Raw genomic sequence first — 15,103 nt, forward strand, 5'->3', positions numbered from 1 at the left:
GCCAAAGATGATTGCGCCGCCGCCAGGACTCGAGCCCGCCATGGACTTTGCTCGGATTACTCTAAGCCCTCAGAAAGAGATCGTCCGAAAGTTCTACAAGGAAATGTGGGACAATGCGGATGTTGCTCTAATCCCCGAAATATTTCAGCCTGGGTTCACCTTCCGGGGCTCTCTCGGTCCTGTCCTCGTCGGCTTCGATCAGTTCGCGGACTACGTCAGATGGGTGACAGACTCCCTGGAAAACTACACGTCTGACATCCTCGATCTCCTCGAGGAGGACAACGCAGTCTCGGGCAAGCTGCGCTTCCACGGCATCCATCGAAAGCCGATGTTCGGCCACGCGCCCACCGGACGCCACGTGTGGTGGTACGGTGCGCCGATCTTCACGTTTCGAGGCGACAAGGTGAGCGATCTGTGGGTCTTGGGCGACATCCATGGACTGATGGGTCGTCTCGCGCCGGATACAACTAGCGAACCGGAATTCACAACAAACAAGTAGCCCATGCTCCATGCCCCTTCGCGCCGAGCGGACCACCTCTGGAAACGCAGACAAGCGATGTAGACGCCTCCAACCTTCAAGAACGAAGACGTCGAGAATATCCGCTGAGTGCGGGCGCCTCGTTGTGCGGTAAGACGCGGCGGCTTCACCATTCCCTGCTTTCCCGTAGGGTTTGGCGAGCCAGCATAGAGGAATTTTAGCAGCGCCTTTTACGGCTACTCTCTGTGTGCAGCACCCCTCTCGCTTCGCAGCAAAATGTCGATGTCTCCTGTCGCGCGTTTTACGCACGCGATATACCTCAAACCTCGGTTAAGATTTCAGCCGCGGCCAAGCCGAAAGTTTGATCAGCGTCTACCGCGCCTCGGTCCACTGCTTGGGTTTGTCGTTTGGCACCGCCACGCTCTGGCTCGCCGGGAGAACAGCAAAGTCGTTCCGTTCTCGGAACTAAATGCCCATTCAGTGGAGTTCGGTTCCGCCGAAACGGTGGTTGCAAACGAGACCAAGCTAGGGCAGATTTTTGTCACCGGGGCTGGCTACATATTTCACTTGTCTTTTTAACCCGGGTTCATTTGACGGTGCGCAGGCCGCAGCGGTTTTAACCTCCCGCTGCGGCCTTTGTATTTGCCATGCGCCCGCCAGCGTGAGCCGGCGACCACCATAGATTCCTAAGGTCAATAGCTATGCGCGGCCGCAAAGGCCCCGACGATGAGGACGGCTCCGTCGCCAAGGGCCAGCAGCAATAGAAAGGCTGTGTCCTTCGGACCGTTTCCTGCCTAGAAGAAGAGGCTGTACGCCAGGGACGTTCTCGCCAACAAGATGCAGGTACGTCGCTATTCACCCCCTCGGCCACGGCGTTGCTCGACTAGCCCGCGAAGTAAGAGGGCTCGACTTTGAAGTTTAGCAACTGCTGTTGGTGACGGCCGTATTCCTGACCGTCTGTTTCGGAGTGTCAGCCTGGGGCATCTCGGACGAGAGGGACGTCGAAACCGCCGGTCAAATCCCGCACCAGTCCTTTGGTTTGAAGCCGGCCGCTCAATAGGAACATTTCGACATCCAGAGAGTCGGATGCCCATAAAGCCTCCCTCAGACCAATGGATAATGCGGTTGCCTATGCGACCTCGGTATTCATCGTCGTCCTCGGCGTCGCGATCCTTATCGCCGGTATCGGCTCCAGCTCACCAGCCTTATGGACGTGCCTTGCGGTCGTTCTCATTTCGATTGGTCTCGTGAGTGCCTTTGGCGACTGTTAACGAGCGTCCGGCGCGCGCTGGCCTTGGAACAAAGCTCATTTGGCTCCATTGCAATTCCATGAAATGGCTGATCGGCGTCGTGTTGGCCGTCCTGGTCTGTGTAGGAATCTATGGCGGATCGGCTTTCGTTTCGCTGGTGGGTTTGGTTTCCGCAGTCCGGGGTGCCGATGTTGCGCAAATCCTGGCTCGGACGGATATGCCCCGCCTCCGCCATTCCATCGTCGACCAGGTGATGACGGCCTACCTGGACCGGCTCGGACAAAAACGCCAGCTGCGGCCGATCGAGCGAATAGCCATCAACGCTTTTGGTGCAACCATCGCTGATGATCTGGCAGCCAAGCTCATGACCTCAGAAAATCTGTCGGTACTTCTGAAAAGCGGAGCTGTTCGCAATGCCACGGAGGACATTACTTTCGGAACGATGTCCTCAGTGGCCGAGCTCGACATCTCGAGCATCTTTGCCTTGGCCGGACGGATCACCTTTGTGAAGCCCGTTGAGTTTGCATTGCGGCTTGGAGGAGGCCAGGAGGCAGGCAGCATCAGCATGCATCTTGAAGGGACAACTTGGAAGCTCTCTGGAATCGGGCTGCCACCCAAGATTCTCACCAACATCGTGGACCGACTCCCGGCGCGATGAGGCTTGCGACGAAGCGCTTTCGGAATCTCGTTCGGGTGGCCGGTGGACCAGTCCTTCAAGGTCTCCGTGGCACCCCGCTTCTATCCGGTCAGCCGCTCCGACAGCGTCTGCAGACCCGCCTCAATGGCCGGGATGTCCGTCTCGGCCCATGCGATGCACCGCCGAAATCCCTTGCTGGCATTCAGGTCGACGCCACCGCGCCGACCTATCTTTAGATCTCATTCCGTTGCGATAAGGAGCGGTCAGCAGCAACTGGAACATGGCTCGAGAAGCCATGTAACGCGCTGCGGACCGGCTTCTCTCCCTTCCAACCAACAGAAGGTCTCCGGATGGACTCGAAACAGACCACCGCCAGCCGCGGCCGCGCCGATCAATCCAAAGATCAAAGAGAGCAAAATCGCCAACTCTCATGGCGCGAGCACCCTGAAATAAGCACTTGGAAATAGACAGGACACATTACAAATCTGACAGCCCAACTTTCGGCTAATGTGGGGTTTCCAAGGCGTGATACCGTTTGAAAAAAGTAGAAGGTTGAAGCGTCTGTCTACTCGACGATCTTCGGTAGTGATCTATATAGAATGCGACCGCCCGTGCGCATCGCGTATCCGAGATGCTTCCAGGCTTGCTCCGAGCTGCCCCACCGAAAGCGTGAATCGAATGTCACCTTCCTCTACGGACAAGATCGCGCTCTTCATCGATGGAGCCAATCTCTACGCGACGGCGAAAACTCTCGGCTTCGACATCGATTACAAGCGCCTGCTGAAGGAGTTTCAGAGCCGCGGGACGCTGACGCGAGCGTTCTATTACACCGCCATCATCGAGGATCAGGAGTACTCCTCGATCCGGCCGCTGATCGATTGGCTCGACTACAACGGCTACACCGTGGTCACCAAGGCGACCAAGGAGTTCATCGACCCCTCCGGCCGCCGCAAGGTCAAGGGCAACATGGACATTGAGCTCGCCGTGGATGCCATGGAACTCGCCGAGCACATCGACCAGATGGTGCTGTTCTCGGGTGACGGCGACTTCCGCTCCCTGGTCGAGGCCGTTCAGCGCCGCGGCGTGCGGGTGACGGTGATTTCCACGATCGCCAGCCAGCCGCCGATGGTCGCCGACGAACTGCGCCGTCAGGCCGACGTTTTCACCGACCTGGTCGAGCTGCAGTCCAAGCTCGGCCGCGATCCGTCCGAACGCCCCGCTCCGCGTGACCGCGAAGCGCGTGCACACCTGCCAAAATTCTTGCAAGAGCCGAAAGGAAACGACCCACACGATTAGACGGCTAAGGCCGCGCACGCTTCGATCAATTTTGGCAGATTAATCACGATCGATTTCAGAAGAAAAAACGCCGCCTGCTTGAATAATCGCAGGCGGCGGCTTCCCAGCCCCGGGGGATGAGCAAAATCCCGGTGCCAAAGCCTGAGCATAAGTCGTGCCAAGAATTGGCATCGGTTCTGACCTTCTATGTCAGCGCCCTGGCACCGCTATTGCTCAGTCACCGCTAATAAGCAGACCCGTGACGGCGTTTGTTTCAAATTGGAGCGATCACATGCACCCACATCCCCATTTCGATGCAACTGCGTCCCTCCACCTCCACGCTCTCATTTCCGACTTGCATCGACGGGTCCGGATGCTGGGGAGCGATATCCAAGAGGAGGAGCGAAAGGCGGGAAATCCCGACCCGGCCAGCCTCTCCTACCCCATGCTCGCGCTGGACCTCCGAGCTCGGCGCGCCAATCTTCACGATACGATCGCGACGCTCGAACGCACATCTAAGCGTCACCCGGGTTTCGAGGTGGCGCGGGCGGCCTAAGCCGCACCGGCCGATCCCGTCGCGGAGCAAAATTTCTTATGCGATCTCAGGATGGTGGACGGGGTTCTTTATCTGGAACCCACTCAGTCCCGCCGCCTCCTATCTATAGAGCAGAATTTTGCGACTGGTATCGCAGCAGAGGAAATCGAATCGAAGCCGACCATCCATAAGCGGACCATAAGAATGGCTCGGGGGGCCCTCAGCCGGTTCGCGACGGCTCGATCCTGCTTGCATGAAAGGATCGGGATCCGGCATTATGCTTTTGCTGGGCGAAGCGAACCTGCCGTGGCTCTCAAGAACCCCGACGCTATTGCGGTAATCGTGACCGCCCTCCGGCTTACTCACGGCGATGAAGCTGCACGAGCCATGCTGGTCGGCGGCATGAGCCTGACCGCCCTGATAGAGGCGATGTTCTCCGCACCGGTGGGGCGACGCGATGCCGTTCACAACATCACAAGCGCCTTGGACGACTTCGCCATTTCGCCGGAACTCGGCCCGGTCTGGCACCTTTGCTACGTCTACGAAAATCATGGCTCGTTTCGCGTCGTCGATATGGAGATCGCGACGCCAACCGGCACGCTATCCAGTAAAGACGTTTGGCTTCGTCTGCCCGACTAGCTACTCATTCAATCCAAGTCCCTATAACGCTGGCCGCACAATGCGAGTTCGGATCTGTGAAGGGAGGCGTCGTCTGGCGGCGGCGCGGGGCCAAGTATCCTATGGCTTAAGGGGTCGAGTGAAAGCCGATCATCTCGCGCAATAGATCGGCAGTCGAGACACTCTCTCGCCTTGACGACCGATGAAGCAAAACAGTTGCTCCGATTTGTCCCAGTGTTCTGAGAATGCCAATCCTGATTGATTGGGCTCCGTCCCGCTCTGAATGATCTCGCACGGATTGCCTGATCCAGAAGCTACTGCCCGCTGGGCACAATGTTGGCGAGACATCAAACTATGCCTCTCACTTTAGGAGTCAGTAGCCTACAGCGCAGTATCGAGCGCCAGGTCGCCTATGGGCTATGAGCCGATGTAGTAAGTGGGAGAGTGAAGTCATAGTTTGGCTTCCTGAAGAAGGCAGCTTGGTCCGAGCGAGCAACGAGCGCCAAAAGCGATTACGAGCGACGCGCCTCCGTGAGGTCCTCATGCGCATGTATCAGGTCGACGCCTTCACAGACCGTCTTTTCACGGGAAACCCCGCGGCTGTCCTAGTACTAGAAGACTGGCTGACCAACGAGCTGATGCTTGCGATTGCGCAAGAGAATAATTTGGCCGAAACCGCGTTTGTCAAGGCCCGATCCGATGGGGCGTGGGATCTGCGCTGGTTCGCTCCGGCTCACGAAGTCGATTTCTGCGGCCACGCCACTCTTGCGACAGCGCACGTGCTATTCACTGCAGCCGGAGCCGCCTCGCCTCTTATCTTTCACACCCGGGTCGGCGAATTGCGGGTGGCGCGCAGTTCGCTCGGTTATCGGCTCGACGTTCCGCGTTTGCAGCCAGAGCCGCTGGAGGAGGTTCCTGAAGAAATCAAAGGCATTTTCGAGGCGGCTCCCATCCGGCTCTTCCGCAACTTTGAGAACATCTTCGCCGACCTAGGCAGTGCGGACGCCGTGATTCGCTTCATCCCCGATCTGACCGGTATTGCCCGCCTTGGGACGGTCGGCCTAGTCGTGACCGGGCGGGCATCCGACGGCGGGCGGGCGGATTTCTTCTCACGCTATTTCGCCCCCGGTGCCGGCATTCCTGAGGATCCCGTCACCGGGTCAATCCATGCTACGCTCGTTCCGTACTGGGCCAAGCAATTAGGGCGCGAAAGGCTCACCGCCTATCAGGCATCGGCACGCGGCGGCTGGATCGATTGCGAACTCGCTGCAGACCGGGTGTTTCTAGGGGGCAATGCCGTGACTTTTATGGAGGCCAATATTTCTCTGCCTGGCGATTTCATCGAGTAGTGCAGCCAGCGGCAGATTTGTCCCTGAACGCGTGGGGCGGCCGAAGTCGGCCCAGGATCACAGCGGCAGTCACTGCAAGCGCCGCCAACTCCGGTTGTGTGGCCCATCACGACCGTGAGCGCAGCGTTTCATCTGGGCAGCGGAAAACGGGCATGCAGGGATCGCGTTTAAGGCCGGCGTCTCCATCTGCTCGGTCGCGGAGGACAGTCGATCCGCATCGTGCCGGAGTTAGAGAGAGCCGATCTACGGGATCGACAGCTGGATTTTTAGCCACGACAGATAGGCCGCGTGATTGAAGTGATCAGGAGTGCGCTTAAAGCCCCCAAAAGCGCCTTGGCGGCCATACGCAGGTGCAAGGCCGAACTTGGGCGTTTCGCGCAGTTCGTCACGAGCCGCGTCGCCTACGGCGTGAACAAGCCGGTCATGGTCAGCTAGCGCCTGTCGCGCCCATGCAAGAATGTTTTCGCCTCGGCCGAAAACCCATGGAAGCCCGATTGGCGCCGAAGCACGATCGCGACACCAAAATGCTTCTCAGTCTGCTGGACCCGCCTGAGACAGCGCCGGCTGGCTGATCAGTAATCCCTTTGCCGCCCTGCCAAAATGCCGCTCCCTCGCTAAAACGAGGAGATATTGCAAATGCTTGATCTGAAGGTTTGTCTTCAATACCCATGTCGCCCCTAAGTAGCTCGAACGGCTGAACTAACCGCAACTCCAACGAACAAGGCTTCTGCCTGAATAGTAGCGCGGAGATCTCACCCGACCAGCGAATATCGAACGCGCAAGTAGGGTGATCCTACTGTCACGCTCGACCTTCTCCGCTCGCGCGGTCGTCGATGTAGCGCCGAAGCGCCGCGGCGGCGTTCAACATGTGCGCGCGCATTCGGCGAGCGGCCGTATCGCCATCGCCCTCTGCAATCGCCTGCATGATAGAATCATGCTCGTCCCGGGACTTGCGGATACGATCGCCCTGCCGCAATTGCGTGCGGCGGAAGGCGCTGAGACGCGCACGGACCTCCTGCGCCTGCTCGGCCATGAACGCGTTGTGCGTTGCGCTATAGATGCCTTCGTGGAACAGCCGGTTAAACGCATCGTAGGCATCCACGTCGTTGGCGTCGACCATTGCCAGCGAGCTGTCGTGGAGCTCGATCAGATCGCTGCGCTCCAGCGGTGTCATGCGATAGGTCGCGAGCCTGACGCACATGGCTTCCACCTCTGCGCTGGTCTCAAACATGTCCATGATGCGTTCGGGTGTCATCCGTGCCACGACGAGCCCGCGACGGCCCCGCACCTCGACGAGCCCGCTGACGACAAGCTGCCGGAGGGCTTCCCGCACCGGCGTGCGGGAAGCCCCAAAGCGATCGGCAAGCTGCTGCTCTTCCAGCGCCGAACCGGCAGCCAGCGCACCGGAGGCAATCTCGTCGGTGAGCGCATTACGGATGCGATCGGAGAGAAGGCCGCTATCTTCTTCTGCCTCAGCCGCAACTTTAAACAGACCTGCCATTCAGCTTCCTATGATTGCGCGCACCGTGAAGTAGAGAATGGACGGTGCGACGAGGCATCCCAACCCGGTATGAAACGTTGCTGTTAATGCGCCGTAAGGCACTAGACGCCGATCTGTAGCCGCCAGGCCTCCGGAAACGCCGCTGACCGTACCCATCAAGCCGCCAAACACCATTGCGCTGCGCGGATTATCTAGGCCGATCATCTTCGCGACAAAGGGCGTACCGATCATCACGATCACCGCCTTGAATACACCGGTCGCGATCGACAGCGCAATAACCGGCGAGGAGGCGCCAATCGCCGCTCCCGTGACCGGCCCGACGATGTAGGTGACCGCGCCGGCGCCGATCGTCGTCAGCGATTCGGCGTCAGTGTAGCCAAAGGCTGCGGCGACGAGAACGCCCAGAATGAACGGAACGACCGTCCCCAATCCGAGCGCGACCGCACCGATCAGTCCGGCCTTGCGCGCATGGACGACGTCGACCTCGAAGGCGGTGGCGACGATGGCGAAATCCCGCAGCATCGCGCCTCCCATCAGTCCGATCCCGGTTAGCGCCGGCAGGTCGGCGAGGCCCTTTTCACCGCCGGTGGCGAGGCCTCCGAAAAACGCGAGCAAAAGCCCGAGCATGATCGCGATCGCCGAGGCGTGAATGCGCCCGAAGGTGAGATATTTCGAGATCGCTCCGGAGATCCACATCAGGATGCCCACCGCGGCGAACGCCGTGATCAGCGAGTTTGCGGCAAGAACGTGGGATATCATGGTCATCCGATCCTCCCGGACTTGAAGTGGGGCACATTCGCCTCGATCGCCTCGCGCGCCTCGATCTCGTCCATCGTCTCGACACGGCCGCTGAGTCGACTGATCAAAGCGACCTGGGCGAAACACACCGCCACCGCGCCGATCCCCGCAATGACAACGATGGGACCGCCTTTTGCCGCAGCGACGACGTTCTGCTGCGCGGCCATGGCGACCACGATGGGAATGTAGAAGCTGCCCCAGAACTCGACGCCCGTCTTCAGCCCGTGGCTGAGGAGACCGTGCCGTAGCAGCCATAGCCGGGCGGCGATCAAGAACATCATCGCAATGCCGACGCCGCCGACATTGGCCTTCACACCGAGGACGACGCCGAGCAGGTCGCCGAGCAGGACCCCGAGCAGCGTGCAGATCGCGAGCAGAGCTACGCCGGAAATGGTCACGGGCGCCTCCTGGCTGTGAGCGGGGCGCTGACCCCAAGAGATCGAAGCTGTGTATGCACTCGCATCGAAAATTCCCTCCTGTGTATGCGATTGTCTATCGCCTAGCGTCGTGCGTATACATTAATTGACATTGGAAGGCAATGCGCATACACCCTGACTCATGGAAGCCAACCTCGCATGCCAAGGAGCCGAAATGAGTAGTTGGGGTATGCAAAGGGCCGCCCTGGGAGAGCGCTTGGCGGCCGGCCGAAAGCACGCGAAGGGAAAGGTCGTCCCGATCCCGAGCCTGCCCGCATTTTTGAATGCGGTGATCCGGTCAGGAGACCGGGTGTGCCTGGAGGGTGACAATCAGAAGCAGGCTGACATCCTCGCCTCGGCGCTCGCGAACCTTGACCCCGAAGACGTCCGTGACCTCCACATGGTCCAGTCCGGGGTGGTCCTCCCATCCCACCTCGACATCTTCGACAAGGGCATCGCGCGGCGGCTCGACTTCTCCTATTCAGGCCCGCAGTCGGCGCGGATCGCGCGGATGCTATTCGGGGGAAAGATCGAGCTCGGTGCCGTCCATACCTATCTCGAGTTGTTCGCCCGCTACTTCATCGATCTGACGCCGAACGTCGCCTTAATCGCGGCCGTCAGCGCCGACAGGGACGGCAACCTCTATACGGGGCCAAACACCGAGGACACTCCGACCGTCGTCGAGGCGACGAGCTACAAGAACGGCCTCGTCGTGGCGCAGGTCACGGAGATCGTCGACAAGGTGCCCCGCGTCGACATTCCCGGCGACCTCGTGCATTTCGTGGTCGAAGCCGGCCGCCCCTTCTATGTCGAGCCGCTCTTCACCCGCGATCCCGCCGCCATCACCGAGACCCAGATCCTGACGGCGATGCTCGCCATCAAGGGCATCTATGCGCCCTACGGCGTGCGCCGGCTCAATCACGGCATCGGCTTCAACACCGCCGCAATCGAGCTCTTGCTGCCGACTTACGGCGAGAAGCTCGGCCTCAAGGGCAAGGTCTGCACCCATTTCGCGCTCAACCCGCATCCCACGATGATTCCGGCGATCGAATCCGGCTGGGTCGAGCAGATCCACTGCTTCGGATCGGAGGTCGGCATGGAGGATTATGTTGCGGCGCGCTCCGATATCTTCTTCACGGGTCCCGACGGCTCGCTGCGATCCAACCGCGCCTTCTGCCAGACGGCGGGCCTCTATGCCTGCGACATGTTCATCGGATCGACGTTGCAGATCGACCTCGAAGGCCACAGCTCGACGGTGACGACGAGCCGCATCGCGGGATTCGGCGGCGCGCCCAACATGGGCTCCGATCCGCGCGGGCGCCGTCACCCGAGCGAACCCTGGCTCAAAGCGGGTGCCGAGGCCGACCCCGCCTCCAATGCTGCCCTGCGCCGAGGCCGCAAGCTCGTGGTGCAGATCGGTGAGACATTCGGTGACGGCAATGCCCCGCTCTTCGTCGAGCAACTCGATGCGCTAGAGCTGACGCGCAAGCTCGACCTCGATCTGGCACCGGTGATGGTCTACTCCGACGACGTCACCCATATCGTCACCGAGGAAGGCATCGCCAACCTGCTGATGTGCCGCAGCAAGGACGAGCGCGAGCAGGCGATCCGCGGCGTTGCCGGCTACACCGACATTGGGCGCGGGCGTGACGCGAAGCTCGTCGAGCAGCTCAGGCAGCGCGGCGTGATCCGGCGCCCCGAGGATCTCGGCATCGATCCGCTTGACGCCGACCGGCGCCTGCTGGCGGCCCGTTCGATCAAGGATCTCATGCTGGCCTCCGGCGGGCTCTACCGCCCGCCCAGCCGCTTCCGCAACTGGTGAGGAGTTTCGCATGGAAAAGCTCAGCTTCAGACTGACTGCACCGAACCGCGCCGGCGGCACCCGCGCGCAGGCGATCGTCGGCGTGGTCGCCTCCGGCAATCTCGAAGTGCTGCTGGAACGGACCTCGCCGGCCGACAGCTGCACGATCGACATCGCAACCGCAGCTCACGGCTTTGGCCCCGTGTGGGACGCCGTGGTCCGCGATTTCGTCGCCCGCCGCTCTGCCGGGGGCTTGCGCATCTCCATCAATGACGGCGGAGCCCGACCTGACACGGTCGCGCTGCGCCTCGCGCAAGGCATCCGCAAGATCGAGGAGCCGGAACGATGACGGTGGCCACAGCCAATACGGTTTCGCTGAGCTGGTATGAGGCGAGCGCCCGGCAACGCATAGAAGCGCTGGTCGATGCCGGCAGCTTTGCCGAATTCATCGGTCCCGAGCAGCGCGAGATGAGCCCGCATCTGGCGATCTTCGACCTGCCGGAGCAGTTCGACGACGGCATCGTCATCGGCCGCGGTCGCCTGGATGGCTCGCCGGTGTTCGTCGCCGCACAGGAAGGACGCTTCATGGGCGGCGCCTTCGGTGAGGTCCACGGCGCCAAGCTCACCGGCCTCCTGCGCGCAGCTCGCACGCTCAAGCAAGATCTGCTGATCCTGTTCGACACCGGCGGCGTGCGGCTCCAAGAGGCCAATGTCGGCGAGCTTGCGATCGCCGAGATCATGCGCGCGATCATCGAGGCACGCCGCGGCGGCATCCACGTCGTCGGCCTGATCGGGGGGCGCGCCGGCTGCTATGGCGGCGGCAGCCTGATCGCGGGCACCTGCTCGCGGCTGATCATCTCCGAACAGGGGCGGCTCAGCGTCAGCGGCCCCGAGGTGATCGAAACCAACAAGGGGATCGAGGAATTCGACTCGCGCGACCGCGCGCTGGTCTGGCGCACGATGGGCGGCAAGCACCGCTATCTCATCGGCGGTGCCGATATCTTCGTCGACGACGAAGCGACGGCGTTTCGCGAGGCGGCCATTGATGCGCTCAACGCAGCCAGACGATGCGACGCCGAGATTCTCGAGGCCGAGCAGAAGCGCCTCGAGCGACGGCTGCAGCGTTTTGGCGAGGCCGATGACGCCGTCGATATCTGGGAGGCGCTCGGCATCGGGCAGCCGACCGAGATTCCCGCACTTCCGACCGGCGCATTTCTTCGCGTGGCAGCCAACAGGGAGAATGCCGATGACGCTCGATGACATCCTGGCCGGCCTATTCCCGAACGGCCGCAAGATCAAAACGACCGGCGCGATGATCGCGGGGGAGGCGACGCTGCCTGACGGCGGACCAATCCACGTGCTCGGCATCACGCAGGGGCAGCCGCTCGGCGTGGACGAAGCCATCGTGCTCGCGGGGCGGCTGGTCGAGATCGTCCAAACGAAGGACCGTGCGCCGATCCTGTTCCTGGTGGATTCCGCCAGCCAGCGCATGAGCAAGCGCGACGAACTGCTGGGCCTCAGCGAATATCTGTCGCATCTCGCCAAGGCCCTGCTGCTGGCGGAAGCCGAAGGACACCGCACCGTCGGCCTGCTCTATGGCGGCAGCGCCGCCGGCGCATTCATCGCCACCGCGCTTGCCGCCGGCACGCTGGTGGCGCTGCCCGGCGCGCATCCCGCGGTGATGGATCTGCCGTCGATGGCCCGGGTCACCAAGCTTCCGATCGACGTCTTGAAAGCCAAGGCCGAAGCCACGCCGGTGTTCGCGCCCGGGCTCGACAACATGGTGCAGACCGGCGGCATTCACGCCGTCTGGGATGAACATGCGCCGCTGGCGCCGCAGCTTGCGGCCGTGCTGCAACGACCGCACGGACAGGATGATCGCGGCCATATCGGTGCCCAACGTGGCGGCCGGCGGAAAGCGGCCGAACTTGCCGAGCGCGTTGTCGTCTCAGCCACTTCACATCAAGGAGCGCCAAATGGGTGAAGCTCTCGCGCGCCACAGCATGGTCAAGGTCACAGCCGCCGGCTGGACGGCCGTGATGAAGCGTTATCCGGAACTCGCCCGCGAGCCGATCGTCGCAGGCTGGGTGCACGTCGGCCGTCCCCTCGTCGTTCGCCGACCGGCTTGCAGCGATACTGCAGGCCTCGTTCCGCTCGGACTGCCGCTGCCGCCGAGCCATGGTAAACGTCGTATTGCGGTCTCGCTGGCCGCAGCCGATATCGTCGCGTTCGCTCAGCCTCCGTTGCTGGCCGACGCCGCGGCCGCGGCGCCGCCCGCTTGGCGCGAGACGATCGAGAAACTGGTCCAACTCCTGCCGGAGACCCGCGCCTATGGCAGCCTTGCGTGGCAGCACCTTACCGGCCTGCCCTATCTTTCGGAAGGCTCGGACCTCGATCTGCTGTGGCCTCTCTCGTCGGCCGACAAGACAGGAATTCTGTTGTCCGACATCGCGCGGATCGCAAGGCAGTCGCCGATGCGGCTGGACGGTGAGATCACAGGTCCCGCCGGCGGGGTTCAATGGCGCGAACTGACCGGCACTGACGAAGACGAAGTGCTTGTGAAGAGCCCGGCAGGAGTGACCACCACGACTCGCGCGGCCTTCCTCACAGGTCATGTCTCATGACCATTGCGCTCAGATGGCAATCACAGCCGGGCGGCGCGCTTGATGCCGAGCAGCTCGGTCATCTTGCTTCGCTATGCCTGAAGCTGGAAGTAAAAACCTATCCGAAGCCCGGGCTTGTCAGCCATGTCGACAACGGTGCGCATCGCGACATGGACGCCGGGCTGTTGTGCCTGAGCGCTGAGACCTTGATGCCTTTCTTCAGCGATCTCGCCCTCGCGGGCGCCGCAGGTGCGGGCATGAACCGGCTGCGCGCCATCGGGGTTGCCGCGGAGCGCGCGATGATGGCTGCGACCTCCGGCGTCAACACCCATCGCGGCGCGATTTTCGGACTGGGCCTGCTCTGCGCCGCGGCCGGCTATCGGAGTGCCGTCGGCATTCGCAAATCTCTTGGCCGGCTGGTTTCGGAGCGTTGGGGCGAGGACATCCTATCTGGCCCGGTATTGCTGCGCAGCCACGGCGCTGTGGCCGCGCGGCGCTATGGCGCCGGGGGCGCCAGAGGGGAAGCCGCCGACGGATTCCCGTCTGTCTACGACATCGCCCTACCCGCGCTGCAGGCAGCGCGCGAGCTTGCGCCTCATGACGAGGAAGCCGCTCGCGTTCAGACGTGCATGAGCTTGATTAGTAGCGTCACCGACACCAACCTCCTGCATCGAGGCGGGCCCGAGGGACTGTGCTTCGCGCAAGCCAGCGCGTCAGCGTTCCTTGCCGCCGGCGGTGTTGGATCGCCGGAATGGCGCAGGCGTGCCGTCGACATTCACCAAGCGTTCCTGACCCGCAATCTCAGTCCCGGCGGCTCCGCAGACCTGCTGGCCATGGCGCTATTCGTCGATCGGATAGATCGCGGATGTTAGCACTGCTCTGCGGCGGACAAGGTGCGCTTTCGGACAAGATCTTTGATCTTGTCGCGGACCAGCCTGCCGCGGAGTCAATCTTCACCGCGGCGACGGCTTGGCTCGGTGAGGACCCGCGGGAATTCGTTCGGACGCGCAGCCCCGAGCAACTGTCCGAGAATTATGCCAGCCAGATCCTGACCGTCACATCGGCTCTCGCGACCCACGCCTGCATCGCTGACCTGTTGGCCGAAGAGACCGCTATCACCGGGTATAGCGTCGGCGAGATGGCGGCCTGGAGTATCGCGGGAATCTGGACTGCCGAAGAAGCGTTGCGGCTCACCAATATTCGTGCCCGGCTAATGGAGAACGCAGCGGGGCCCACCGGTCGCCTGGGTTACATCCGCGGGCTCGACCGGGCTACGATCGAACCTCTGCTTGCAAAGCACCGCTGCGAGATCGCGATCAGGAATCCGGACCTTCTTTTCGTGATCGGAGGCGTGGAGCGGGAGGTCATTGCGCTCTGCGACGAGGCTGCCCGGAAAGGAGCGCGAACGGGGCTTCTGGCCGTCAAAATCGCGTCGCATACGACAAGGCTCGCGCAGGCCTGCCGACCTCTGCAACAGGCACTCGATGTCAACAGGGACGCGGCCGTCGCAAACCATCGCGTCTTACTTGCCGGCGGTGACGGCGAACGCATCTTCTCGGTCGCGGGCGCGACGGTGAAGCTGGCAAACCAGGTCGCCCATCCTATTGATTGGGCGGCAACCCTGGACGCGCTTACAGAGCTGGGCGTCACGGAGGTATTAGACCTCGGGCCCGGACACGCGCTGGCGGAGATGATGCTAACATCTCAGCCGGACATGCGCTGCTACGCCGCCGACGGCTTTCGCACGATCGAGGGCCTACGTAACTGGGTTGCTGCCGTATAGCAGGAGATCCGGAAGCGAGCCACGCTCGCGTGCGTTGCAAAGCAGGTCGGATCCACATG

At 61.9% G+C, this 15,103-nt stretch carries 16 protein-coding genes; 12 read left to right on the forward strand and 4 right to left on the reverse strand.

What is annotated here, in order from left to right; genetic code table 11:
• The first annotated feature begins 7 nt into the window (after positions 1 to 7).
• The 5 genes from IVB13_RS34535 (at position 8) to IVB13_RS34560 (ending at position 6,142) form a co-directional block, all read left to right on the forward strand.
• Positions 8 to 499: an ester cyclase gene (locus IVB13_RS34535; RefSeq protein ID WP_157642969.1), complete on the forward strand. Its 492-nt coding sequence runs from the start codon at positions 8 to 10 to the stop codon at positions 497 to 499.
• A 1,308-nt stretch (positions 500 to 1,807) separates the two neighbouring features.
• Positions 1,808 to 2,386 (forward strand): DUF2939 domain-containing protein, encoded by a 579-nt coding sequence (locus IVB13_RS34540; protein ID WP_247397224.1) that lies wholly within the window; start codon positions 1,808 to 1,810, stop codon positions 2,384 to 2,386.
• Positions 2,387 to 3,043: 657 nt separating this feature from the next.
• Positions 3,044 to 3,661, forward strand: coding sequence for an NYN domain-containing protein (locus IVB13_RS34545; RefSeq protein ID WP_247397221.1), 618 nt, complete (start codon positions 3,044 to 3,046; stop codon positions 3,659 to 3,661).
• Positions 3,662 to 4,481: 820 nt separating this feature from the next.
• Positions 4,482 to 4,814 (forward strand): hypothetical protein, encoded by a 333-nt coding sequence (locus tag IVB13_RS34555; protein ID WP_247397218.1) that lies wholly within the window; start codon positions 4,482 to 4,484, stop codon positions 4,812 to 4,814.
• A gap of 521 nt (positions 4,815 to 5,335) precedes the next feature.
• Positions 5,336 to 6,142, forward strand: a complete 807-nt coding sequence (locus tag IVB13_RS34560) for a PhzF family phenazine biosynthesis protein (RefSeq protein WP_247491909.1) — start codon at positions 5,336 to 5,338, stop codon at positions 6,140 to 6,142.
• Between the two features lie 531 nt (positions 6,143 to 6,673).
• Here IVB13_RS34560 and IVB13_RS40540 read toward each other — a convergent pair.
• The 4 genes from IVB13_RS40540 to madL all read right to left on the reverse strand — a co-directional run bounded on the left by IVB13_RS40540 (position 6,674) and on the right by madL (position 8,839).
• Positions 6,674 to 6,805, reverse strand: a complete 132-nt coding sequence (locus tag IVB13_RS40540; RefSeq protein ID WP_346732294.1) for a LysR family transcriptional regulator — start codon at positions 6,803 to 6,805, stop codon at positions 6,674 to 6,676.
• Between the two features lie 136 nt (positions 6,806 to 6,941).
• Complete coding sequence (locus IVB13_RS34565) at positions 6,942 to 7,643, reverse strand: GntR family transcriptional regulator (protein ID WP_018456509.1); 702 nt, start codon at positions 7,641 to 7,643, stop codon at positions 6,942 to 6,944.
• On the reverse strand, positions 7,644 to 8,408 hold the full coding sequence (gene madM / locus IVB13_RS34570; RefSeq protein WP_247395958.1) for a malonate transporter subunit MadM: 765 nt from the start codon (positions 8,406 to 8,408) through the stop codon (positions 7,644 to 7,646).
• Positions 8,405 to 8,839 carry a malonate transporter subunit MadL gene (madL, locus tag IVB13_RS34575; RefSeq protein ID WP_018456507.1) on the reverse strand — a complete coding sequence of 145 codons (435 nt, stop codon included), beginning with the start codon at positions 8,837 to 8,839 and terminating at the stop codon, positions 8,405 to 8,407. Before madL ends, madM begins: the two co-directional genes overlap by 4 nt.
• A 193-nt stretch (positions 8,840 to 9,032) precedes the next feature.
• Here madL and mdcA point away from each other — a divergent pair, with 193 nt between their 5' ends.
• Genes mdcA through IVB13_RS34610 form a run of 7 tightly spaced genes read left to right on the forward strand, consistent with a single transcriptional unit; the run spans position 9,033 to position 15,044 of the window.
• Positions 9,033 to 10,679, forward strand: coding sequence for a malonate decarboxylase subunit alpha (gene mdcA, locus IVB13_RS34580; RefSeq protein ID WP_247491911.1), 1,647 nt, complete (start codon positions 9,033 to 9,035; stop codon positions 10,677 to 10,679).
• A gap of 10 nt (positions 10,680 to 10,689) precedes the next feature.
• Entirely contained in the window at positions 10,690 to 11,007 is a 318-nt protein-coding gene (mdcC, locus tag IVB13_RS34585; protein WP_018456505.1) for a malonate decarboxylase acyl carrier protein, read from the forward strand.
• Positions 11,004 to 11,918, forward strand: a complete 915-nt coding sequence (locus IVB13_RS34590) for a biotin-independent malonate decarboxylase subunit beta (protein ID WP_247491913.1) — start codon at positions 11,004 to 11,006, stop codon at positions 11,916 to 11,918. Before mdcC ends, IVB13_RS34590 begins: the two co-directional genes overlap by 4 nt.
• Positions 11,905 to 12,642 (forward strand): biotin-independent malonate decarboxylase subunit gamma, encoded by a 738-nt coding sequence (gene mdcE / locus IVB13_RS34595; RefSeq protein WP_247491924.1) that lies wholly within the window; start codon positions 11,905 to 11,907, stop codon positions 12,640 to 12,642. Before IVB13_RS34590 ends, mdcE begins: the two co-directional genes overlap by 14 nt.
• Positions 12,635 to 13,282 carry a malonate decarboxylase holo-[acyl-carrier-protein] synthase gene (gene mdcG / locus IVB13_RS34600; RefSeq protein WP_247360224.1) on the forward strand — a complete coding sequence of 216 codons (648 nt, stop codon included), beginning with the start codon at positions 12,635 to 12,637 and terminating at the stop codon, positions 13,280 to 13,282. Before mdcE ends, mdcG begins: the two co-directional genes overlap by 8 nt.
• Entirely contained in the window at positions 13,279 to 14,133 is an 855-nt protein-coding gene (mdcB, locus tag IVB13_RS34605; protein WP_247491934.1) for a triphosphoribosyl-dephospho-CoA synthase MdcB, read from the forward strand. The genes mdcG and mdcB overlap by 4 nt, the downstream gene beginning before the upstream one ends.
• Positions 14,127 to 15,044: an acyltransferase domain-containing protein gene (locus IVB13_RS34610; protein WP_247491936.1), complete on the forward strand. Its 918-nt coding sequence runs from the start codon at positions 14,127 to 14,129 to the stop codon at positions 15,042 to 15,044. The genes mdcB and IVB13_RS34610 overlap by 7 nt, the downstream gene beginning before the upstream one ends.
• Positions 15,045 to 15,103 lie beyond the last annotated feature (59 nt).

It is taken from the genome of Bradyrhizobium sp. 17, assembly GCF_023073515.1.
GTDB lineage: Bacteria > Pseudomonadota > Alphaproteobacteria > Rhizobiales > Xanthobacteraceae > Bradyrhizobium > Bradyrhizobium canariense_D.

Excerpts from the sequence above, each read along its gene's own strand:
- IVB13_RS34535 (WP_157642969.1), top strand. The coding sequence starts at position 8 with ATGATTGCGCCGCCGCCAGGACTCGAGCCCGCCATGGACTTTGCTCGG.
- IVB13_RS34540 (WP_247397224.1), top strand. The coding sequence starts at position 1,808 with ATGAAATGGCTGATCGGCGTCGTGTTGGCCGTCCTGGTCTGTGTAGGA.
- IVB13_RS34545 (WP_247397221.1), top strand. The coding sequence starts at position 3,044 with ATGTCACCTTCCTCTACGGACAAGATCGCGCTCTTCATCGATGGAGCC.
- IVB13_RS34560 (WP_247491909.1), top strand. The coding sequence starts at position 5,336 with ATGCGCATGTATCAGGTCGACGCCTTCACAGACCGTCTTTTCACGGGA.
- IVB13_RS34565 (WP_018456509.1), bottom strand. The coding sequence starts at position 7,643 with ATGGCAGGTCTGTTTAAAGTTGCGGCTGAGGCAGAAGAAGATAGCGGC.
- madM (WP_247395958.1), bottom strand. The coding sequence starts at position 8,408 with ATGACCATGATATCCCACGTTCTTGCCGCAAACTCGCTGATCACGGCG.
- mdcA (WP_247491911.1), top strand. The coding sequence starts at position 9,033 with ATGAGTAGTTGGGGTATGCAAAGGGCCGCCCTGGGAGAGCGCTTGGCG.
- mdcC (WP_018456505.1), top strand. The coding sequence starts at position 10,690 with ATGGAAAAGCTCAGCTTCAGACTGACTGCACCGAACCGCGCCGGCGGC.
- IVB13_RS34590 (WP_247491913.1), top strand. The coding sequence starts at position 11,004 with ATGACGGTGGCCACAGCCAATACGGTTTCGCTGAGCTGGTATGAGGCG.
- mdcE (WP_247491924.1), top strand. The coding sequence starts at position 11,905 with ATGACGCTCGATGACATCCTGGCCGGCCTATTCCCGAACGGCCGCAAG.
- mdcG (WP_247360224.1), top strand. The coding sequence starts at position 12,635 with ATGGGTGAAGCTCTCGCGCGCCACAGCATGGTCAAGGTCACAGCCGCC.
- mdcB (WP_247491934.1), top strand. The coding sequence starts at position 13,279 with ATGACCATTGCGCTCAGATGGCAATCACAGCCGGGCGGCGCGCTTGAT.
- IVB13_RS34610 (WP_247491936.1), top strand. The coding sequence starts at position 14,127 with ATGTTAGCACTGCTCTGCGGCGGACAAGGTGCGCTTTCGGACAAGATC.